Source organism: Thalassotalea sp. G2M2-11 (genome assembly GCF_017168195.1).
Classification (GTDB): Bacteria; Pseudomonadota; Gammaproteobacteria; order Enterobacterales; family Alteromonadaceae; genus Thalassotalea_E.
This window is the reverse complement of the sequence record NZ_JADNYL010000002.1, coordinates 470,776-491,792: the sequence shown is the minus strand read 5'-3', so window position 1 is coordinate 491,792 and position 21,017 is coordinate 470,776. Positions and strand designations below refer to the sequence as shown.

At 39.4% G+C, this 21,017-nt stretch carries 16 protein-coding genes; 10 read left to right on the top strand and 6 right to left on the bottom strand.

Features of this window, described 5'->3' with window-relative positions; genetic code table 11:
• The first annotated feature begins 33 nt into the window (after positions 1–33).
• The 4 genes from IV514_RS08075 to IV514_RS08060 all read left to right on the top strand — a co-directional run bounded on the left by IV514_RS08075 (position 34) and on the right by IV514_RS08060 (position 4,773).
• Positions 34–1,536 (top strand): sugar ABC transporter ATP-binding protein, encoded by a 1,503-nt coding sequence (locus IV514_RS08075; protein WP_206484439.1) that lies wholly within the window; start codon positions 34–36, stop codon positions 1,534–1,536.
• A complete protein-coding gene (locus tag IV514_RS08070) occupies positions 1,537–2,661 on the top strand; it encodes an ABC transporter permease (RefSeq protein WP_206484438.1) in 1,125 nt (374 codons plus the stop codon).
• The gene (gene yjfF / locus IV514_RS08065) at positions 2,658–3,620 is read left to right on the top strand and encodes a galactofuranose ABC transporter, permease protein YjfF (protein ID WP_206484437.1); all 963 of its coding nucleotides are present in this window, start codon (positions 2,658–2,660) and stop codon (positions 3,618–3,620) included. The genes IV514_RS08070 and yjfF overlap by 4 nt, the downstream gene beginning before the upstream one ends.
• Before the next feature lie 103 nt (positions 3,621–3,723).
• Positions 3,724–4,773 (top strand): glycoside hydrolase family 43 protein, encoded by a 1,050-nt coding sequence (locus IV514_RS08060; protein WP_206484436.1) that lies wholly within the window; start codon positions 3,724–3,726, stop codon positions 4,771–4,773.
• A gap of 180 nt (positions 4,774–4,953) precedes the next feature.
• Here IV514_RS08060 and IV514_RS17610 read toward each other — a convergent pair whose 3' ends face one another.
• The 4 genes from IV514_RS17610 to IV514_RS08040 all read right to left on the bottom strand — a co-directional run bounded on the left by IV514_RS17610 (position 4,954) and on the right by IV514_RS08040 (position 11,516).
• Positions 4,954–6,345: a family 43 glycosylhydrolase gene (locus IV514_RS17610; protein WP_206484435.1), complete on the bottom strand. Its 1,392-nt coding sequence runs from the start codon at positions 6,343–6,345 to the stop codon at positions 4,954–4,956.
• 302 nt (positions 6,346–6,647) lie between these two features.
• Positions 6,648–8,993, bottom strand: coding sequence for a glycoside hydrolase family 127 protein (locus tag IV514_RS08050; RefSeq protein ID WP_206484434.1), 2,346 nt, complete (start codon positions 8,991–8,993; stop codon positions 6,648–6,650).
• Positions 8,994–9,143: 150 nt separating this feature from the next.
• On the bottom strand, positions 9,144–10,091 hold the full coding sequence (locus IV514_RS08045) for a family 43 glycosylhydrolase (protein ID WP_206484433.1): 948 nt from the start codon (positions 10,089–10,091) through the stop codon (positions 9,144–9,146).
• Positions 10,092–10,109: 18 nt separating this feature from the next.
• A complete protein-coding gene (locus IV514_RS08040) occupies positions 10,110–11,516 on the bottom strand; it encodes an MFS transporter (RefSeq protein WP_206484432.1) in 1,407 nt (468 codons plus the stop codon).
• A 207-nt stretch (positions 11,517–11,723) separates the two neighbouring features.
• On the opposite strand from IV514_RS08040, the gene IV514_RS08035 reads away from it, so the two are divergent.
• From IV514_RS08035 to IV514_RS08015, 5 genes are all read left to right on the top strand, one after another.
• Complete coding sequence (locus IV514_RS08035; protein ID WP_206485283.1) at positions 11,724–12,719, top strand: arabinan endo-1,5-alpha-L-arabinosidase; 996 nt, start codon at positions 11,724–11,726, stop codon at positions 12,717–12,719.
• 15 nt (positions 12,720–12,734) lie between these two features.
• Complete coding sequence (locus tag IV514_RS08030) at positions 12,735–14,654, top strand: family 43 glycosylhydrolase (RefSeq protein ID WP_206484431.1); 1,920 nt, start codon at positions 12,735–12,737, stop codon at positions 14,652–14,654.
• Between the two features lie 73 nt (positions 14,655–14,727).
• Positions 14,728–15,696, top strand: a complete 969-nt coding sequence (locus IV514_RS08025; protein WP_206484430.1) for a glycoside hydrolase family 43 protein — start codon at positions 14,728–14,730, stop codon at positions 15,694–15,696.
• Between the two features lie 52 nt (positions 15,697–15,748).
• Positions 15,749–16,720, top strand: a complete 972-nt coding sequence (locus IV514_RS08020) for a glycoside hydrolase family 43 protein (protein ID WP_206484429.1) — start codon at positions 15,749–15,751, stop codon at positions 16,718–16,720.
• A gap of 48 nt (positions 16,721–16,768) precedes the next feature.
• Positions 16,769–18,346: a carboxylesterase family protein gene (locus tag IV514_RS08015; RefSeq protein ID WP_206484428.1), complete on the top strand. Its 1,578-nt coding sequence runs from the start codon at positions 16,769–16,771 to the stop codon at positions 18,344–18,346.
• Positions 18,347–18,480: 134 nt separating this feature from the next.
• Here IV514_RS08015 and IV514_RS08010 read toward each other — a convergent pair whose 3' ends face one another.
• The gene (locus IV514_RS08010) at positions 18,481–18,810 is read right to left on the bottom strand and encodes a hypothetical protein (protein ID WP_206484427.1); all 330 of its coding nucleotides are present in this window, start codon (positions 18,808–18,810) and stop codon (positions 18,481–18,483) included.
• Positions 18,811–19,306: 496 nt separating this feature from the next.
• On the opposite strand from IV514_RS08010, the gene IV514_RS08005 reads away from it, so the two are divergent.
• Complete coding sequence (locus IV514_RS08005) at positions 19,307–19,687, top strand: HNH endonuclease signature motif containing protein (RefSeq protein ID WP_206484426.1); 381 nt, start codon at positions 19,307–19,309, stop codon at positions 19,685–19,687.
• Between the two features lie 148 nt (positions 19,688–19,835).
• Here IV514_RS08005 and IV514_RS08000 read toward each other — a convergent pair whose 3' ends face one another.
• Positions 19,836–20,816 (bottom strand): aldo/keto reductase, encoded by a 981-nt coding sequence (locus IV514_RS08000; protein ID WP_206484425.1) that lies wholly within the window; start codon positions 20,814–20,816, stop codon positions 19,836–19,838.
• Positions 20,817–21,017: the final 201 nt, after the last annotated feature.

Genomic DNA, 21,017 nt, shown 5'->3' with positions numbered 1-21,017 from the left:
AAAATTAGTATTCGTTTATCGAGGAGATATGCAATGCCTGTCGTCTTAGAACTAAAAAATATCAGTAAAACTTACCCTGGTGTTAAGGCGTTAGATGATGTTGATCTAACGCTCTATCAAGGTGAAATACATGCTTTACTAGGCGAGAATGGAGCAGGAAAATCAACACTGGTTAAAGTGATGACGGGCGCTCAACGTAAAGACGAGGGTATTGGCCAAGTTTTATTTAACAATCAATCTTACGATTTTAAAACCCCTGCTGAGGCACAGTTAGCGGGTATTAGTACTGTTTATCAAGAAGTTAATTTATTGCCTAATTTAACGGTTGCTCAAAATTTGTTTTTAGGCCATGAACCGCGAAAGTACGGCTTGATAGACTATAAAAATATGTTGGTGCAATCGGAACAATTACTCTCTCGCTTTAAGTTATCGATTGATGTTAATGCGCAGTTATCTTCATTTTCTGTAGCAGTGCAGCAGCTTATTGCTATTGCTCGTGGCGTGGCAATGTCAGCGCAAGTATTGGTGCTTGATGAACCAACCGCTAGTTTAGATGCTGACGAAGTGCAAACATTATTTGCAGTACTCAATCAATTAAAAGCTGAAGGCGTAGCTATTGTTTTTATTACTCATTTTCTTGATCAAGTTTATCAAATAAGTGACCGTATTACGGTATTGCGTAATGGTAAACAAGTGGGGCAATTTCTTACTTCAGAATTACCTCAAGCAAAATTAATCGAAGCAATGTTAGGTAAAGAATTACAGCATTTAACCGGGCATCAGCGAGAGTGTGAAAGTCCAACAAATAGTCAGGAAGCGATACTTAGTTTAAGCAATGTATCAGCGAAAGGCTCTATCCAATCAATGAATTTAACCGTTGGCAAGGGGCAAGCTGTCGGTTTAGCAGGGTTATTAGGTTCAGGCAGAACAGAGGTGTGTAAAGCTATTTTTGGCTTAGATCAGCTAACCCAAGGAGATATCACCTTCACAAATAATAGATTAACAATATCACAACCTGCTGACGCAATTAATGCTGGTATTGCGTTATGCCCAGAGGACAGAAAAACCGACGGTATCATTGGTCCATTATCTATTCGCGAAAATATTGCCTTAGCGTTGCAAGCTCGACTAGGTTGGTGGCGATATATTTCTAAAGCTCAACAAGAAGAGCTTGCACAGTTTTATATCGACAAATTACAAATCGCTACTCCCGATGCAGATAAACCCATTGAGCAATTAAGTGGCGGTAATCAGCAGAAAGTTATTTTGGCACGATGGTTAGCAATTGAGCCAATGTTATTAATATTAGATGAGCCAACTCGGGGTATTGATATCGGTGCTCATGCTGAAATATTAACGTTAATTAGATCCTTATGTGAAGAGGGGATGTCATTATTGGTGACCTCTTCTGAATTAGATGAGTTAGTGGCTTTGGCCAATAAAGTAGTGGTTATGCGAGATCGTCACAAAGTCACTGAACTAAGTGGTTCAGAGTTAACATCGCAGCATGTTATGCAAGCTATTGCGGAGGGGTAAATGAAATCTATAAGTAATCATCAGAAACCAGCTGTTTCTGATTCACCAGTCAGCGCACGGTTATCAGAACAAGAACTCAATGCTGCTAAAAATGCACGTTATCAAGCGGGCGCGAGCAATAATTGGGGGCGTTATTTATGGCCTGTGTGTGCATTAATTATATTATTGGTAGTTAATCTAGTGCTAGATCCAAGCTTTTTTAGTTTGTCTTACCAAGATGGTCGTGTCTATGGATCATTAATTGATGTGCTCAATCGTTGCGCCCCCGTCGCATTATTAGCGATTGGTATGAGTGTAGTTATTGCTACCGGCGGTATAGATTTGTCTGTTGGCGCGGTTATGGCTATTTCAGGTGCTGTTTGCGCTAACTTATTACTGACACCTGATGTTGCATTAATTACCGTGCTATTTGTTGGTATTTTAGTTGGGATTATTGCGGGTTTAGTTAATGGTTCATTAGTCAGTTACCTTGGTATTCAACCGATTGTCGCAACACTTCTGTTAATGGTTGCCGGACGTGGAATCGCTCAATTAATTAACCAAGGCCAAATAGTTACTTTTCAAAGTGACAGTTTCGCGTTTATTGGTGTGGGCAATTGGCTAGGTTTACCAATGCCAATCTGGATTGTTGTCGGTATGTTGGTGGTTACTCAGCTCCTATTGCGTAAAACGGCGCTTGGTTTATTTATTGAGTCAGTGGGCTGTAACGCCAGTGCTAGTCGATATTTGGGTATTAATGATAAAGCGGTGAAGTTGTTTGCTTATATTATTGCTGGTGTTTGTGCCGCTTTAGCCGGCATGATCAGCGCTGCTAATATTCAAGGGGCAGACGCCAACAATGCAGGGTTATGGTTAGAGTTAGATGCCATATTAGCCGTCGTTATTGGCGGAGCTTCATTAGTTGGTGGTCGTTTTTCTTTGCTGCTGTCTGTGCTTGGTGCACTGATCATTCAAACATTAGCAACCACCATTATCGTCAGTGGTTTACCTGCAAAATTTAATTTATTAATCAAGGCATTAGTAATTTTGATGGTGTTATTATTGCAATCTGAAAAATTCAGAAAACAACTTAACGGGTTATTTTCCACCAAAACTAGTAACAACAAGTTTGGAGAAGCGCAATGATGGCTAAACGCTTTCTTCCTTTATGGATCACTACCGGTTTATTAATCGTATTATTTATTATTGGCTCTGCTCAATTTGAAGGCTTTGGTAGTCTGCGTGTTATCACGAATTTATTTAGTGATAATGCCTTTTTATTAATCACGGCATTAGGGATGACGTTGGTGATTATTTCTGGCGGTATTGACTTATCCGTTGGCTCTGTTATTGCCTTAAGTGGTGTGGTGTGCAGTGTATTAATTACTCAATATCAGTGGCACCCAGTTGCGGTATTCGCCTTAGTCTTACCCTTAGGTACCTTGTTTGGTGCGTTAATGGGAGTACTTATACATGAATATCGTTTGCAGCCTTTTATTGTCACACTTGCCGGTATGTTTCTAGCGCGTGGCTTAGCGACAACGATTAGCGAAAAATCGGTAGAAATCGATCATCCGTTTTATGACGCAGTCTCAGATTTTGGCTTGTTGCTGCCTGGGAATGCGTGGCTAGATGCAAGTTCAATGCTCTTTGCATTATTGCTTATTGTGATTGTAGTTATTATGCATTTTACTCGTTTGGGGACCAATATTTATGCCCTAGGTGGTAATGAGCAATCAGCAGTATTAATGGGGGTTCCAGTGAAAAAAACCACCATTTCTATTTACGCTGCCAGTAGCTTTTTGGCAACATTTGCAGGCATTGTTTTTACCTTTTATACCTTTTCTGGTTATGCATTAGCTGGCGTTGGCGTTGAACTTGATGCTATTGCTGCGGTCGTGATCGGTGGCACGCTGTTAACCGGTGGTAGTGGCTTTGTTATTGGTAGTGTATTAGGCGTACTGTTAATGGGGATCATTCAAACATATATTACTTTTGATGGCACGTTAAGTAGCTGGTGGACAAAAATTGTGATCGGTTTGTTATTGTTCTTCTTTATTGTTTTGCAAAAATTACTCAATAGAAATAATAAGTTACATGCTTAGGTTTGGGGCGTATTTTATAAAAGTTTGCCCGTATTAATAGATAAGAGCCGATGCTGACATCGGCTTTTTTATCGCAAAATTATCATAATAAAAAGGAGCGATTATGCTGACTAAGCCATTTAAATTAATTATCAAGACTTCACTAATAATGACACTGCTTTGTGGCGCGTTTTTTGTAAAAGCTAACATAGCACCAGAAAAGAGTGTGCAACAAGTCTATAAGATAGCACCATTTATCGCTAATCGTGCGGATCCATGGATATATCGCACGGACGAGGGAGATTATTACTTTACTGGCTCTGTACCAGAATATGACCGCATAGAGTTACGTCACGCCACCACATTAAATGGGCTAAAAACAGCAGCTAAAAAGGTAGTGTGGCGTAAAAAAGATACAGGGCCAATGAGCGTTAATATTTGGGCGCCAGAGTTACATCATATTGATGGGGTTTGGTACATCTACTTTGCCGCGGGAGACATTAATAAACCGTTTAATATTCGTATGTATGCCCTTAAAAATACCGCGAAAGATCCGATGCAAGGACAATGGCTAGAAGCGGGCAAGGTCAAGGTCTCTCGCGACACCTTTTCGTTAGATGCCACCAGTTTTACCCATAAAGGTCAGCGCTATTTAGTGTGGGCTCAGCAAGATGATGCACAAAGTTATAATACTGGCTTAGTGATCGGTAAAATGAAAAATGCGCTAGAGGTTGAGCAACCTGAAACTTATATTACTGAGCCGTTACTTGATTGGGAACGTTTAGGTTTTAAAGTCAACGAAGGGGCTGCGGTACTTAAACGAAATGGGAAAATTTTTATTACTTATTCAGCAAGTGCCACCGATCATCGTTATGCGATGGGTTTGTTATGGGCTGACGAAAACGCTGACTTATTAAAGGCTGAGAGTTGGCATAAGCTAGCCGAACCTGTTTTTACTACCCAAGAGTCATTGTATCGATTTGGCCCTGGTCACAATAGTTTTACGCTATCTGAAGACGGTAAAAAAGATCTAATGATTTATCATGCAAGGGATTATTTAACATTGCGAGGCACACCATTAACTGATGGTAATCGTCATACAAGAATACGTGAAATCACTTGGTCTAAAGAGGGTTTTCCAGTCTTTAATAATGCATCAGATGATGAATATTAGCTTAATTAATCCTATTAACATTGAGTACTGTAGTTATAAGGAATTAACGGTAGCCTAGAAAAGTTAGAACTTTTGGCTGATGAAAGCTTATCTATTATTTTCAGATATTTAAATGTTTTTAAACGAGAAGTACAGTCACTTAGGACTCTACTTCTCTTTTTTATATATTAGTCAGCTATTTTAATATTTAGGCCAACCGTTGGCATCCCAATTTAATTTACTGATCATTAATTTAGGTGTGCCATTATCGTTTGCGTCATAAGCATGACGTACTATGGTATTATTACCGATAATATCTTGTCCTCCTGGACCAACCCAATCAGCATTGCCAGCATCTAAAACACTACCGCCACCGTTCAGCATATCAACTCCATTTTTATCTAAATAAGGGCCTGTGATATTCGTTGAACGACCATATTCAATTTTATAGGTGCTATTGACACCAGCACAACACTTGCCAGTAGAAACAAATAGATAGTAGTAACCATTTCGGTAAGTAAGACTTGGTGCTTCAATACCGCCAGAACGAGCAGCAATAGAATATAAACTGCCCGTTGGTTTCATGGTGGTTCCGTTCAGGCGAGTTACTTTGATGCCACTAAACCAGGAGCCATAAACTAACCAAGGTTTATTGTTATTATCAATAAATAATTCAGGGTCAAGTGCATTATGAGCGCTTGAAGTTGTAGTGTAAGTTACCATTCCTTTATCTTGCCAATTACCTGATGCGATGTCGGTTGTTGATAATAAGCCGATAACTGATTGATTTGAGCCAAAAGTAGAAATGGTGTAATACATATAAGTCGTGCCATTATAGGCTTTAATATCCGGTGCCCAAACATCCATTCCGTCGTGATCAGGGACATAATCTTTCCACCAACTCAAACCATTAGGCAATACGGAAGCTAACGGCAACCAGTGAATACCGTCGTACGACATTTTTCCGTAAATACCTTGGCCTGTTTGATATTCGTAATAAGTACCATTGCTATTAATCATTGTTGGATCATGGGTAACAATATCGCCCGTTATTGGCCAGTGGTAGGCTGGGCCGGTGTCTACAGATTCAAAAGCCCATTGCTGTGAATCTCCACCCCAATAAGTCCATTGTGATATGTTTGCCCCATTTGATGTTGACCAATCAAATACTTCGGCACCTTTGTTCGTGTATGAATTAATTAAACTGAAATGACCATTACCTTGATCGGACAATAACCATTTTTGGTTTTCACCTCCCCAATAACTGTATTGAGCAATATCAGCACCGTCTGTGGTATCCCAGTTATACACTTCAATTGCTTTACCTGTAGCCACTGAAATAATTGAGTATTTGCCGCTTCCTAAATAATTAACGTTCCAAAGTTGATTATCTGCGCCATTGTTACTGTATTGAATAATGGTTGTACCGTCTGCATTTGACGCATTTTTTACATCGAGTACCTTGCCACTGTATTTGTTTTTGATGACATAGGTGCCATTGTCAATTTGTTGAGCGTTAGCTGTCGTTGCTATTAAGGATATGCCAATAAAGAGATTGGATAGCCATTTAACTGTTGTGATTAATAATTTCATCTGTTTCTCTGCGTTATTTTTGTTTTGATTAATTGTTATTACTTGTCAAAGTTGGTTGAATATCAACCAACTTAATATATTGTAGTATTATACTAAAATAATAACAATGACTGTTTTTTGACCGGTGGAACAAGGCGGATGATAATGCTGAAAAATAAAGACAGAAGACAAATAAGAATGTAAATCAACGCTTTGAATAAAGCGTTGATAATGAATTAGCGAGCGTTGGCGGCTGTGCGCTATTGAATAAAAAACAAAATCTTGTTCACTTGATAGCGATATTCACGGTCTTGATAAAACATTTACTTTTTGAGTAAACGAATACCGTAAATACCGCCAGCAATTGAGTTTTCTTTTGCTTTGAATGTTAATCTAAATGGTTTAGTTGGATCTGTTATCAGATGGGCGGGAATATCAATATTCTCATGATAAAAAACCGCGCCTTTTGTCCCTGTTAAACTAATCGTTGATAACAATTTGTCATCAATGAATACATCAAAGTTGCGATCTTTGTCCAAACCATAAAAAGTTAGCTGTAAGGTCACTGATTGCTCGCCTTTAACCTGCATTAAGTAGCTGAACCAACCTCGGGCATGGCGCCAATGTTTGGTACCATTTAATCCCGCTTCACTTTGTTGTGCTTGAAAAAAATGGTCTGATTCGGGTTGTTGTTGACCAGGTTGAACATGATCTAAGGTACGTTCAGCTAACGCTATTTCTGCTTGTGCTTCTAAGACGAGTTTTTGTTTTTCTTTTTGCCATTGTGCCGGCGAACTTTGTGGGAAATAAAGGGTATAGCGACTGTCATGCAGTCTAAAAAAAGGGATCAAGGTTAACGGAGATTCTTGATTCGTAGCGGCTTGTCCTGTAGTGAAAGTTAACGGAGAATCAACAACAGGTTTAATTTTATTGATAAAGCTATCAGCATTACTTAAAAATACTGGCACTTTATCTGTTGGACAAACAGGGCCTTGAGCAATATGCCCCATTCTGCTGCTATCTGCGATAAAATTTAGTTTTTCATTGTCAAAAGGCGTTGTTTTGGCCGCTAAAACAATGGGACCATGTAAAATGGAGTAGTAATTTGATTGATCGGGTAGCGGCTCTACACTGGTGTGCATTGGTAAATGAATTGAGACAACATCGCCCTGACTCCATGTTCTATTAATTTGTATATATTCACCCGGGCTAGCGGTCATATCAACTGCTTGATCATTAACAGAAATGGACAGTTGCCCTGCCGTTACCCACGCAGGGTAGCGAATGTTTAGTGAAAATTTACCTGCGTTATGAATGTGTACGGTACTGTTTTCATTATCTGGGAACTGGGTACGTTGCGAAAGCTTGATGTTTTTATTGCGCCAATACACCTCTGAGTCGACAAAGAGATTAATATAAAAATCATCCTCCCGACTCGCATAAATCATCGCGCCATATTTTGAGTGGTTTTCAATACCAGAACCGACACAGCACCACATGCCTTGTTCAGGTGCAGAATAGACGCGATAGTGATTGGGGCGCATTGGAGTAAAATAGACTAAGCCACCATGAACAGGGTGCTGCGATGACAGAATATGATTGTAAAGAGCGCGCTCGTAATAGTCGATATACTGTAGGTCATGTTTGTTTTCATACAATAGTTTTGAAAGTTTTAACATGTTGTAGGTGTTACATGTTTCAGGTCCTTCAACCTCTTTTATCATGCTGGTAAAATCTTCGCTTGGGTGAAAATGTTCACGAACACTATTGCCGCCAATAGACACGCTGCGTTTAGCTACCACTTGTTGCCAAAAATAATCGGCGCTGTCTAACCAGGTTGCATTATTATTTAATTGCGCAATGCGAGCGACACCAACAATTTTAGGTATTTGGGTGTTGGCATGTAAGCCCGTTAATTGGTCATGCTTTTTCAATAACGGATTTAATAAATCTAAGTCGGTATAGCGTTTAGCCAATTGTAAATATTGTTCTTCTCCGGTAATCGCATAAACGTCTGCTAAGGTTTCGTTTATCCCGCCATATTCCGTTCGTAACATGTGTTGTATTTGTTGATCGGTTAACTTACTGCTTAGTGTTAATATCCAGTCACTAAAAGCAATTAACATCGCTTTTGCTTGCGTATTATTGGTATATAAAAACGCATCACGTAAGCCGGCAAACACTTTATGTACGTTGTACCAAGGAACCCAGCCGTTATTTAAGGTAAATAAATCAGCTTCAATCTCACCATTAGCAATTTGTTGCCAAATTTTTGTTCCATTGGGTATGGCACCTAAGTAGCCATTGCCATGGGCTTTCTGACATTTGTCTAATTCGTTGACCATATAAGTTAACCGACGAAGTACTTCTTTATCACCGGTGGCAGCGTAGGCGAGTGATAATGCCGATAAGTAATGACCGCCAATATGACCATCTAATCCGGTATTTTCCCAATTAGGGTAACTTTCAACCGTTGAAGGCAATCCGGCTTCACGACGGTAAGGTGCTAATAACCTTTCAGGATCCATTTTAAGTAAGTAGTTTATATTGGTCTGTTGTGCCCGAAAAAACGGCCCTCCCGTAATTTTTACATCGGTTAATGGCACAGTGGTAATTGCTGTCGAACGAGTGTTTTCTTGTGAAAAGCAGGGGAAACAGAGCGTGATCATGATGAAACTTGCTAAATAAGTTATCGAGAACTTGCTCACAACATTTGTTCTAAACATTAATGGCATACTAGACCTTCGCCTTGAAAATAGTGAAACGCTACCGCAAATGATCCCCCGACTTTTATAATCGGGGGACTCATTACTAGGGGGTTATTCTTGCAGTGACGGCTTACCGAATAGTGGTAAACCATTTTCATCCCAACGGAGAATTTTTACATAAGTATGACGATTTGGATCCCAAAGTGGGTCGCCTTCAATCTCTGTGTAGGTACGAGCGTGATAAACTAAAATGTCATCGTTACCGTCTTCTGATACGGTAAAGCTGTTGTGTCCAGCACCGTAGACATCATGTTCAAAACAACTTTTTAATACTGGCTCTTGTGATTTTGACCAGCTTGAGGGATCTAACAAGTCAGCATCATCATCTGCGGTTAATAAGCCCATGCTATAGTTTTCATCGGTGGCACTGGCAGAATAGGTAATAAATACTTTGCCGTTACGCTGTAACACGGCAGGCCCTTCATTTACCCAAAAGCCAATGATTTCCCATGGTAATTCGGGTTTAGTTAACATCACAGGTGTTGAGCTTATGCGATCTGGTGTATCCATTTTGGCAATATACAGGTTACTATTTCCTTGAATACCTGTTTCTTTTTGTGCCCACAAGTAATAAAGCTGGCCTTTATGGGTAAAGGTTGTTGCATCTAAACAAAAGGTGTCCATGCCGGTATCTAGCTGACCTAAAAACTCCCAGTGACCCGTTAGCGGATTATCGTCAGTACAACGCAATACATACATTCTATGCTGGAATAAGTCGTCCTTTATTTCACGGCTTGGGGCAATAGCAACATAAATATACCAAGCACCTTGATTAAAATGGATCTCTGGTGCCCATACCAGGTCGGAATAGGGGCCTGTTTCTGGCTTTTGCCAGACATTTACTGTTTGTGCATCTGCTAAACCTGCAATAGTTTTAGCGCGGCGTAATTCAATGTGATCATAAGCAGGAACTGAGGCGGTAAAATAATAATAACCATCAGTGTGTTTATAAATAAACGGATCTGCACGTTGTTCAATTAATGGGGTGAGTAATGTCACAATCGACTCCAATTAAAGTTAAATAATAGCTGATGGTGCTGAACCATCAGTCTTGATTGAGGGAGGCGCGGTTTCTATGTCAGTTTCAGAACGTGTCGCCAAATCATTTTTAATTTGCTCATATTTTTGGTTGGTAATTTTGTATTTAAACATTAGCAACCCCATGAGCGTGTGAAACACACCAGGTATTATAGAAAGCATTAACGCGATACCAGTTAAGGTAAACGCACTTTGCTCTTGATCAGCTTGATAATTAAAATAGGTTAATAGTAAACCAACAATAAAACCGGCTAAGCCCATACCTGCTTTTTGAGCAAATGAAATGCCACCAAAGGCTAAACCTGAAACGCGTTGCCCTGTTTTTTGTGTGCCGTAATCCACGGATTCTGAAATAATTGACCAGAAAATAGGGGCGTGTAAATCCACAACAAATGACAAGGCGAAGTAGAGGATAAAGGCCAACATAACATCACCTGGTTGTACGGCAAAATACATCACTACACTTAATACGCCTACGGCTAACTGACTGTATCTAAATAGTTTTAGCTTACAATAGCGTTTCGTGATCCATGTTGATGCAACCATGGCAATTATTGCTGCAGCAACCCCTGTTGATAAAAATGCAGATAACATTGCTGCATTACCACCTAGATAATATTTCGCATAATAAGCTGCAACTGAACCACGAATAACATAGCCAATAGTACCTACGACGCAAATCGCGCAGAGTATGAGCCATTGGTCATTACGTAATAATAATTTGACTTGTTGAATAAATGTTTTGCTTTCAACTTTATACGCGACACGTTCAGTGGTAGTAAAAAAGCAGAAAATAAACAATAAAGACGCCATTGCTGCCATCAAACCCATCGCGAATTGATAGCCAGAGGCAATATCATCACCGCCCCAATATTCGGCTAGCATTGGGACAATAATTGTCACTAAAAATGCTGCAACTTTAGCAAAAAACAAACGATAACCATTGGCCGACAATCGTTCTTTTGGACAATCAGTTAACACTCCAATAATAGAAATATAAGGGATGGTTACTACAGTAAACATAACCGTCACTAGAATGTATGTTGCGTAAGCCCATACTAGCTTGCTGTTGTAATCCCAATCAGGCGTACTAAAGGTAAGAAATACAGCGATACCAAAAGGAATAGCCATAATTAAAAAGTAAGGACGATATCTGCCCCATCGGGTGGTATATTTATCGGTTATCACTCCCATAAGTGGGTCGGTAATTGCATCCACTAGGCGAACAGATAAAAGTAACATACCTAAGTCGGCAGGATGTAAACCAAATACATCAGTATAAAAGAAAGTGATGATTAACATCATCGATGACATCACAACATTGACTGCCATATCTCCCGATCCGAAACCGACTTTTTCTAGCACTGAAAGTTTATGCGCGCTCATCTACATACCTTTTTAATATATTGTTTAGCGGCACTAATAGTCATTTTAATAAATACTGGACAGTGCCTTTTAATGATAATAATATGCTAGATATAATCATCATACAATAGTACTTTAAGTGAAATGTTTAAATTTTTAGGGGATAGCGATTTGATTTTATCTATATTTACTCAGTGGAAAGTAAGCGTTAAGCGATTAATTACCTTAATGCTCTTTTCTGTTAGCACCTTTGGTTGTCAAGCCGAAACCTTGCCGCAATTAGATATTCATGATCCAGTGATTGCTCAAGAAAATGGACAGTATTATCTATTTAGTACTGGCCCAGGTATTACTATCTACCAATCGAGTGATTTGGTGAATTGGCATTATTCAGATCAAGCATTTAAATCAGAACCAGAATGGGCAAAAACTGTCTCCTCAAGTTTTAATGGGCATTTATGGGCGCCAGACGTTATTGAACACGATGGCTTATTTTACCTTTATTATTCAGTTTCAGCGTTTGGTAAAAATACTTCAGCTATCGGCGTAACAGTTAATAAAACCTTAGATACCAATTCGCCCGATTACCAGTGGCAAGATAAAGGGATAGTGTTGCAATCGATACCTCACCGTGACTCATTTAATGCAATTGACCCTAATATCATATTTGATCAACAAGGCACTCCTTGGATGAGCTTTGGTTCTTTTTGGGGAGGGCTAAAAATAGTCAAACTCAGTGATGATTTACTGTCTATTGCCGAGCCACAACAGTGGGCGACTATTGCAAAATTAGCACGTGACCCTTTTACTGACGAAGCTGAGCCTGGCAACGCACAAATAGAAGCGCCTTTTATTTATAAAAAGGATGACTATTACTATTTGTTTGTTTCATATGGTTTATGTTGTCGAGCAGATGATAGTACTTACCATTTAGCTATGGGGCGCTCAAAATCCGTTACTGGCCCTTATTTAGACAAAGATGGTCGAGATTTATCTGCTGGTGGCGGTTCTATTTTATTAAAAGGAACAAAAGCTTGGCCTGGTTTAGGACATAACAGTGCCTATCAAATCAACGGTAAAGATTATCTTGTCTTTCATGCGTATGAGTCGGCAGATAAAGGATTACAAAAATTAAAAATAGCTGAGATGACTTGGACAGACTCAGGCTGGCCGCAAGTTGATCCTAATGTATTAAATACGTACATCAGTACGGTAAAAAAATAAAATAGAGAAGATAAAATGAATAGAGACTCATCTTTTACAGCTAATAACTATCTAGCACTGCTATTGATAGCACTTAGTGTGTTGCTGACGGCATGCCAACAAAATACAAACTTGGTGAAACCAAGTGCTCCTGAGAACATAAAAATAGCAAGTGATACCTTTGCCAACCCATTATTTCGTAATGGCGCTGATCCATGGATGCATTACTTCAATGGTAATTATTATTTAACCACGACAACGTGGACATCAGAATTAGTGATGAGAAAGTCACCCACAATTGAAGGGTTAGCATCTGCGCCTGCGCATAATATTTGGACCGGCGATCAAGCGGATCGTTGTTGTAATTTTTGGGCGTTTGAATTCTTTCCATTACAGCGTCCTGAAGGTTTACGTTGGTATGTTATTTATACCGCCGGTGTGGCTGAAAACTTTGATGGCCAACGTAACCATATTTTAGAAAGTGCTGGTTCGGATCCTATGGGTCCGTATCAATATAAAGGCACGCCAATGAAAGATCATTGGAACATTGATGGCAGCTACTTTGAGCATGATGATGGTTTGTATTTTTTATGGTCTGAATGGCATGGTGATGACCAAGTTAACTTAATTTCAAAAATGACCAATCCTTGGACTTTAGAAGGTGAGCGTAGTGTTATTACGCGGCCAACATATGATTGGGAAAAATCAGGATTAAATGTTAACGAAGGCCCTGAAATTATTAAGCATAATGAGCGCACCTTTATTGTACATTCAGCGAGCTTTTGTAATACCGAAGATTATAAGTTAGCGGTTGTTGAATTAACCGGTGATGACCCATTAAAAGTTGAGTCATGGACTAAATATGATAAGCCGTTTTTTAGCAAAGGCAATGGGGTTTATGGCCCAGGCCATCATGGTTTCTTTAGCTCACCAGATGGCAGTGAAGAGTGGTTAATTTACCATGGTAATTCATCGCCAACCGATGGTTGTAGTGGAACCCGTGCCGCCCGCGCTCAACCCTTTACTTGGAATGAAGACACTGGTTTACCTAATTTTGGCGAGCCAGCCGCTGATAAAAAACAAATCAATGTACCTAGTGGTGAAAGTGGGCCATTAACCGCTCAGGTTGAAGGTGTTAAGTATCGCATTGTTGATCGTCAATCATCGTTATGTTTATTAACTGATTTGCAAGGCAATACCATCACAGGTGCTTGTGAAAGTGATAATAGTGAATGGGTGATTGATCCTGCTAACGATGGTTATTATCGATTAGTTAATCACTCGGGTAACTTTTTAACTGAGCAAGCTTGCTTAGCTGAGCAAGGTGGCGCGGTGGTATCGCAACCATGGCAGGCCAATACTTGTCAGCGCTGGTCAATTGATGCGTCAAATAATGGCTGGGTGCGTTTTGCTAACGAACAATCGATTCGTAATTTACAAGTGAATAACTGTGCTAGCCAAGAAAATAGCGTGGTGACCGGCGAAAATAAAATTCATGCCTGTACTGATTGGCGTTTGGAGCCAGTATCTACCTTTGCCATGATTAATGCGTTAAGCGGTAAAGTCATTTCAGTAGAAGGCTGTAGCTCAGAAGTTAACGCCAATATCAATCAACATGCATTTACCAATTCAGCGTGTCAAAAATGGCAGGCTACACCAACAAATAATGGCTATTACCAGTTTAAATCACTTAACTCGGGTTATTGTTTAGCCGTACAAAATGTTAATGAGGGTAAAGTAGAAATTGCTGGCAATATTGCTCAAGATGATTGCCAAAAACCTGAAAGTGAATGGCGTTTTGAGTTATTGAAAAATGGCGCATTGCGTATGGTGTCTAGAATTCACGGTTTATCATTAAAAGTGGCCGGTCAGTCGATTGACAATAATGACAATATTATCCAAGAAGTTTGGAAAGATACGATTTATCAACAGTTTTATTTTCGTGTTGCTAACTAATCCATTTGAGTTTCGTTAAAAGTTATAAGTGCTAATAATTCATTAGCACTTTTTTATAGATAAAGGATGCTTTATGAAAAGTATAATTACCGCTCTTTTATGTGGCTGTTTAAGCTATAGCGCTTTGAGTGTCGCTAAAAATCCTATTATAGATACGGTCTTTACCGCTGATCCTGCAGCTATCGTATATAAAGACACGGTTTACTTATATACCGGTCATGATGAGCAAGAAGCGGGAAAAGCCGGTTTTGTTATGAACGATTGGTTGCTCTTCTCTTCTAAGGATATGGTTAATTGGCAAGCCCATGGGGCAATCTTAAAAGTAACTGACTTTAAATGGGCACAACATTCAGCATGGGCGGCCCATATGATCGAGCGTGATAATAAGTTCTACTTTTATACCTCGGTCTATTACGATAAAGGCGATAAGCCTGGCTTTGCTATTGGTGTTGCGGTTGCCGATAGCCCAACAGGGCCTTTTAAAGATGCGCGTGGCAGTGCGTTATTAACCAATGATATGACCACGCAAAGTCCAATTAACTGGGATGATATCGACCCCGCCATTTTTATTGAAGAAAATGGTGATGCCTATATGTTCTTTGGCAATTCTGTACCCAAGTACGTGAAGTTAAAAGACAATATGATTGAGCTTGACGGTGAAATTAAAGTGATTGATCTGCCAAACTTTACCGAAGCGTTATGGGTACATAAGAAAGATGATAATTATTATTTAAGTTATGCTAGCGGATTACCTGAAACCATTCATTATGCCATGAGTAAAAGCATTCACGGCCCGTGGCAATATAAAGGCCTGTTAAATGAAGTTGCTGGTAACAGCAATACCAATCATCAATCTATTATTGCTTTTAAAGAAAAAAGTTATTTTATTTATCACACTGGCGCCACCCAACATAATTCACCAATAGGTATCGGTGGTGAATTTCGCCGTGCAGTTGCGGTAGATGAATTGAAATATAACCCTGACGGTACCATTGAGCCGATTATCATGACGTCTAAAGGCATCGTTGAGCCGGTTAACTAATCCTTTAATACTAATTAATGAGCGTTCATCTTAGCGCAAGTAAGGTAACAATATGAAAAAGCTACTTGGCCACTTTCTGTGTGCTACGTTAATCACAGGTGTTGCTTTTAATACACCGGCATTAGCAAAAAATCCGATCACAGATAAGGTATTCACAGCAGATCCTGCCGCTATTGTGCACAATGGTACCGTTTATTTATACACCGGACATGACGAAGATACCGACAATACATTTTATAAAATGAATGATTGGTTATTGTTTACGTCAACCGACATGGTGAATTGGCAAGCCCATGGGCCGATCATGAAAGTGACAGATTTTAAATGGGCAAAACAACATGCATGGGCGGCTCATATGGTTGAGCGCGATGGAAAATTCTACTTTTATACCTCGGTATATCAGCACGATAAAAAAGGTTTTGCCATTGGTGTTGCCACCGCAGATACACCGTTTGGTCCGTTTAAAGACGCTCGTGGCAGTGCGTTAATTACTAATGATATGACCACGCACACTAAGAACGATTGGGACGATATTGATCCGGCTGTTTTCATTGAAGAAAACGGTGAAGCATATCTGTTTTTTGGTAATTTAGTACCTAAATACGTTAAGTTAAAAGACAATATGATTGAGCTTGATGGTGAGATAAAAGTGCTTGATTTACCTCACTTTACCGAAGCCCTTTGGCTACATAAAAAAGGGGAATATTATTATCTCTCATATGCCAGTGGCTTTCCTGAAACCATTCATTATGCCATGAGCAAAAGTATTCATGGGCCTTGGGAGTACAAAGGTTTATTAAATGAAATCGCGGGTAATAGCGAAACTAACCACCAATCAATCATAACGTTTAAAGGCAAAGATTATTTTATTTATCACAATGGAGCAATTCAACATGATTCGGCGATTGGTGCTGGTGGCCGATATCGCCGTTCTGTTGCCGTTGATAAATTAGAATACAATCCCGATGGCAGTATTAAGCGAATTATTATGACCTCTGAAGGGATCACACAAGCGGCTAAATAGGAGCAAAATACTGATGAATGACAACTCCGCCAAACTTAGGAGTGTTTCATGAAGACGTTAACTAAGTTAATGGTTAGCACCTTTATGGTTATTTCGTTTTATGCGTTCGCTGTAGAAGCTAACAACATGGAAATTGTGAACGTTGAACAGGGGATAATTCAAGGACAAACGATAGATAATTTAACGGTATTTAAAGGTGTTCCTTTTGCTAAACCTCCCGTAGGAGAACTACGTTGGAAAGCGCCACAACCAGCTGAAAAATGGCAAGGTATAAAACAAGCATTTGAATATGCACCAGCACCTATTCAAGCCGGTAATCCTGTTTCAGGGATCAGTGAAGACTGTTTGTATCTTAATATTTGGACGCCAGCGCAATCGTCTGATGAGAAGGTTCCGGTATTCGTATGGATTTATGGCGGAGGTTTTAGTTTTGGATCTTCATCAGATCCTATTTTTGATGGACGCCACTTAGCAAATAAAGGGGTAGTCGTTGTCACTATTGCTTATCGAGTAGGGCAGCTAGGATTTTTGGCGCACCCAGAGTTAAGTGCTGAAAGTCCCCATCATGTGTCTGGCAATTATGGTCTTTTAGATCAGATTGCCGCGTTGCAATGGGTTAAACAAAATATTACCGCGTTTGGTGGCGATGCCAATAAAGTGACCATTGCGGGTGAATCGGCGGGTGGCATTTCAGTAAGTCTGTTGACCGCATCGCCATTGGCTAAAGGGCTATTTCATGGCGCTATTTCGCAAAGCGGAGGGTCATTTGGTCCTATCCGTAGCACGGGTTACCCTGGCGAAAACATGATTTCAATCGAACAGGCTGAAACAGAAGGGGTAGCGTATGTAAAACAGTTTGGTGTGTCATCAATTGCTGAATTGCGTAAGCTGGAAGCAGAAAAGTTTATTCCTACTGGTTGGTCTTTACCTGGCGGCTGGCCAATTGTTGACGGCGTTGTGATTCCTGATGATCAATATGAACTATATGAACAAGGAAAGTTTAACGATACCCCTGTGTTAGTTGGTTATAATTCTGATGAAGGTGCCAGCTTTCTTTGGAATGATAATGTCACATCATTTGTTAATGGTATAAATACACGTTTTGGCCCCTATGCTGAAAAGCTACTTGATGTTTATCCAATTGCTGAAAATAAAATAACGCGAATGGGGCGAAATCTTATTCGAGATGCTGCTTTTGGTTGGCACACTTGGAGCTGGGCGAAACTACAAGCAGAAAATGGTAACTCACCTGCTTATCTATATTTATTCGACCAACACCCTGAATACCCAAAAGATTCTCTAAAATTCAACTACGGTTCTCCGCATGGGCAAGATATCGCCTACGTATTTCAACATATCGATAGTCAACATCCTGAGATAACTCAAGCCGATTTAAAATTATCAGACGCAATATCAAGTTACTGGACAAACTTCACAAAGTTCGGCAACCCTAATGGTAAAAACCTGCTGAAATGGCCAGCGTTTTCTGATAAAGATCAAAAAGTGATGTATTTTCAAAAAGAGCCTAAAATTGGTGATGTACCTGATAGACAGTCACTTGAAGTGCTTGATCAATATTTTCAATGGCGCCGTACTGAAGAAGGTAAAACGTGGGCGAATAAATAGCGCTATTTAGAAATAGTATGTTAACTAGCTTGAGTAATTCTTTAGCTAGTTAACGAATTACTCATAAGTTGTAGTAGCTCATATCTGATGTTACCGTTTTAACGAATAGGTTTTTTATTTCATCTGACAGGCAGTTATGGCTGTGAGAGCAACAGACGCTCACTCTCTAGTAAATCTAGGAGTGCTTTTTTAATTCCTATTAAAATATTGCTCCATCCAATACGCTTTTTCCAAAGCTTTCTATCGACAAGGACTTTATAGCAGTCAATGCGATCTGACTTATATAACTCAAGTTTATGAGTAATAGGTTCTCCACTATCGTAATCAGTGATTTCGATCACTCTCCTAAGCTCTGGAATTTCCTGAGGAGCTACAAAGTCTTTATGTTGTTGTGATCTACCACTATTTCGATTAGTGTATGATTTAGGATAAATTTTTGAAGCTTTATTAGTTCGTCTATACATAGGTGATCTCCTACCTTACAAGGTAGCATACCTTGCAAGGTCTCACTAATAAGCTGTTATGTGTAAAGGATTATGCTTCTAACCTTCGTTATATTATTTTTCATTACATCAAGTGTTCTTGAGTTTATTCTTATTAAAAGGCTTAAGAATCATTATCCTGATATTTTGCAACGCGAAGGGAATCCAAAGTTTTATTGGAACGACACCAATAAATGGAGCTTTTTCATCGGTTACATTGGGCTCAGAAGATATAAACTGGATAAATTAGATCAAACTACTGAAAAATGGTGTTTTTATAATTGGTGTTTAACTTGGGTAGGTGTTGTTATTTATTGTTACTTTGTATACTGGATGGTAAATAGAGCGCTATACACATAACAAGCGCATTAAGCACGGGACTGCTAACAGTTTGCTCGGTTCCGCTTCGCTTCACATTTTAGCAAACTATTATCAGCCCCTTATGCGGGCGTTATCTGTATTCAAACGGATGGAGTATATGAGTAAAATAAAAGATGAGTTGATAGCAACTGGGGATTGGTCAGAAGAACAAGCACAATTAGCGGTAGAATTTAATTTTGAGTGTGCTTATTGCGATAAAAATCTTATTTCTTCTGTGGATAGTCACAGAGAGTGGCAAACAGACCATATTGTTCCGTCTTCTGCTAACGGAAAAGATATCCCGGAAAATTATGCTTTATCTTGTCGTACTTGTAACACAATAAAACACATCTGGAACCCATTGGAGGCATACACAGGAAAGGGAGCGCCAAGTAAGAATGAACTAATCAAAATTGCTCGTTCATATGTGCACACGGTTAGAGCTAAAGAGCAAAGTGACTTAGATAAGTACCTAAAAATCATTGCACAATACAGCTAACAAGAGACTACGGTGGTGAACGGCCGAGTTTGGCACAGAAGCAATGTCAGATTTGATTGAGTCCTGTTAGTCGAATCTGACTGATCTAGTTACGATTTATTCACATAAGTATTATTCACATAAGTAGCGTTTTAAATAAGCATTGTGACTAAATACCACCGCGAATGTTTTGCCTTACATTCTCATAATAAAAGTCATGAAGTTGTTGATGTAATTCAGCTGACAGTTCAGGGAAGCTGGATATCTGAGCATTGGCAATGACTTGCTCTTTTTTCGTGGTGCCGGCAATAATTGTACTCACTTGCGGCTGATCTAAAATCCATCGCATGGCTACCTGATGTAAACTCAGATCACTTGGTAATAGAGTTTTTAATCTTTCGGCTAGTTCCACTCCTTTAGTTAAAGGTAAACCATTGAAGGTTTCGCCTACGTGGAAGTGTTCGCCATTTTTATTGTAGTTTCGGTGATCATTGGCACTAAATTCACGCTCAGAAGACATTTTACCCGACAGTAAACCGCTTGCTAACGGTAACCTGACAATAATGCCGACATTATTGTTAGCCGCTTTTTCAAACAGCTTTTCTGTTGCGTCTTGGCGGAAAATATTAAAAATAATTTGTAAGCTTGCAATGTCGGATTGCGTTAAACAAAACTCTGCTTCTTGTAAACTTTCGACACTGGCGCCAAAATGTTTAATTAATCCTTGCTGTTGAAAGTCGGACATCCAAGCAAGTAAATCGCCAGCGTATAAAACTTCTGGAGGCACACAATGTAATTGTACTAAATCTAATGCTTCCACTTGTAAGCGTTTGATTGAAGAAATTAAATTTTGTTTTACTTTTTCTTTAGTGTAGCCATCAGGATATAGCGCAGCATCTCTACCCACTTTAGTGATGACAAGTGGTTTTTTATCGTGTTGTTTTAACCAAAGCCCGATTCTTTGTTCACTAAGGCCTGCTCCGTAAACGTCAGCGGTGTCCCATAAAGTAATGTTATTTTCTGACGCGGTATCTAAAATATCAGTCGCTTGGTTTTCGGTGAGTTCACCAAAATCATTGCCTAATTGCCAACAACCTAAGCCAATCTCAGACACTTTAAACCCTGTTTTACCTAGTGTTCTCATTTTCATTTGTTCTATTTCCTATACTTGCTTATTTGGTCACGCTGCTTTATCCGTGTTTATTTTAAAAAAGGATCTATGGCTTAGTGTTCGCTTGAGCCAGCTTCCCTTTATCTCTTGTTAATCTATCGTCATAAAAAACATTGCAGCTTTTTAAGGGCGTAGCTGAAATTTTTTAATGTAAAAAAAAGCCCGTTGTGAGCAACGGGC

Excerpts from the sequence above, each read along its gene's own strand:
- IV514_RS08010 (WP_206484427.1), bottom strand. The coding sequence starts at position 18,810 with ATGTATAGACGAACTAATAAAGCTTCAAAAATTTATCCTAAATCATAC.
- IV514_RS08040 (WP_206484432.1), bottom strand. The coding sequence starts at position 11,516 with ATGAGCGCGCATAAACTTTCAGTGCTAGAAAAAGTCGGTTTCGGATCG.
- yjfF (WP_206484437.1), top strand. The coding sequence starts at position 2,658 with ATGATGGCTAAACGCTTTCTTCCTTTATGGATCACTACCGGTTTATTA.
- IV514_RS08000 (WP_206484425.1), bottom strand. The coding sequence starts at position 20,816 with ATGAAAATGAGAACACTAGGTAAAACAGGGTTTAAAGTGTCTGAGATT.
- IV514_RS08075 (WP_206484439.1), top strand. The coding sequence starts at position 34 with ATGCCTGTCGTCTTAGAACTAAAAAATATCAGTAAAACTTACCCTGGT.
- IV514_RS08050 (WP_206484434.1), bottom strand. The coding sequence starts at position 8,993 with ATGATCACGCTCTGTTTCCCCTGCTTTTCACAAGAAAACACTCGTTCG.
- IV514_RS08070 (WP_206484438.1), top strand. The coding sequence starts at position 1,537 with ATGAAATCTATAAGTAATCATCAGAAACCAGCTGTTTCTGATTCACCA.
- IV514_RS17610 (WP_206484435.1), bottom strand. The coding sequence starts at position 6,345 with ATGAAATTATTAATCACAACAGTTAAATGGCTATCCAATCTCTTTATT.
- IV514_RS08025 (WP_206484430.1), top strand. The coding sequence starts at position 14,728 with ATGAAAAGTATAATTACCGCTCTTTTATGTGGCTGTTTAAGCTATAGC.
- IV514_RS08030 (WP_206484431.1), top strand. The coding sequence starts at position 12,735 with ATGAATAGAGACTCATCTTTTACAGCTAATAACTATCTAGCACTGCTA.
- IV514_RS08005 (WP_206484426.1), top strand. The coding sequence starts at position 19,307 with ATGAGTAAAATAAAAGATGAGTTGATAGCAACTGGGGATTGGTCAGAA.
- IV514_RS08060 (WP_206484436.1), top strand. The coding sequence starts at position 3,724 with ATGCTGACTAAGCCATTTAAATTAATTATCAAGACTTCACTAATAATG.
- IV514_RS08020 (WP_206484429.1), top strand. The coding sequence starts at position 15,749 with ATGAAAAAGCTACTTGGCCACTTTCTGTGTGCTACGTTAATCACAGGT.
- IV514_RS08015 (WP_206484428.1), top strand. The coding sequence starts at position 16,769 with ATGAAGACGTTAACTAAGTTAATGGTTAGCACCTTTATGGTTATTTCG.
- IV514_RS08035 (WP_206485283.1), top strand. The coding sequence starts at position 11,724 with ATGCTCTTTTCTGTTAGCACCTTTGGTTGTCAAGCCGAAACCTTGCCG.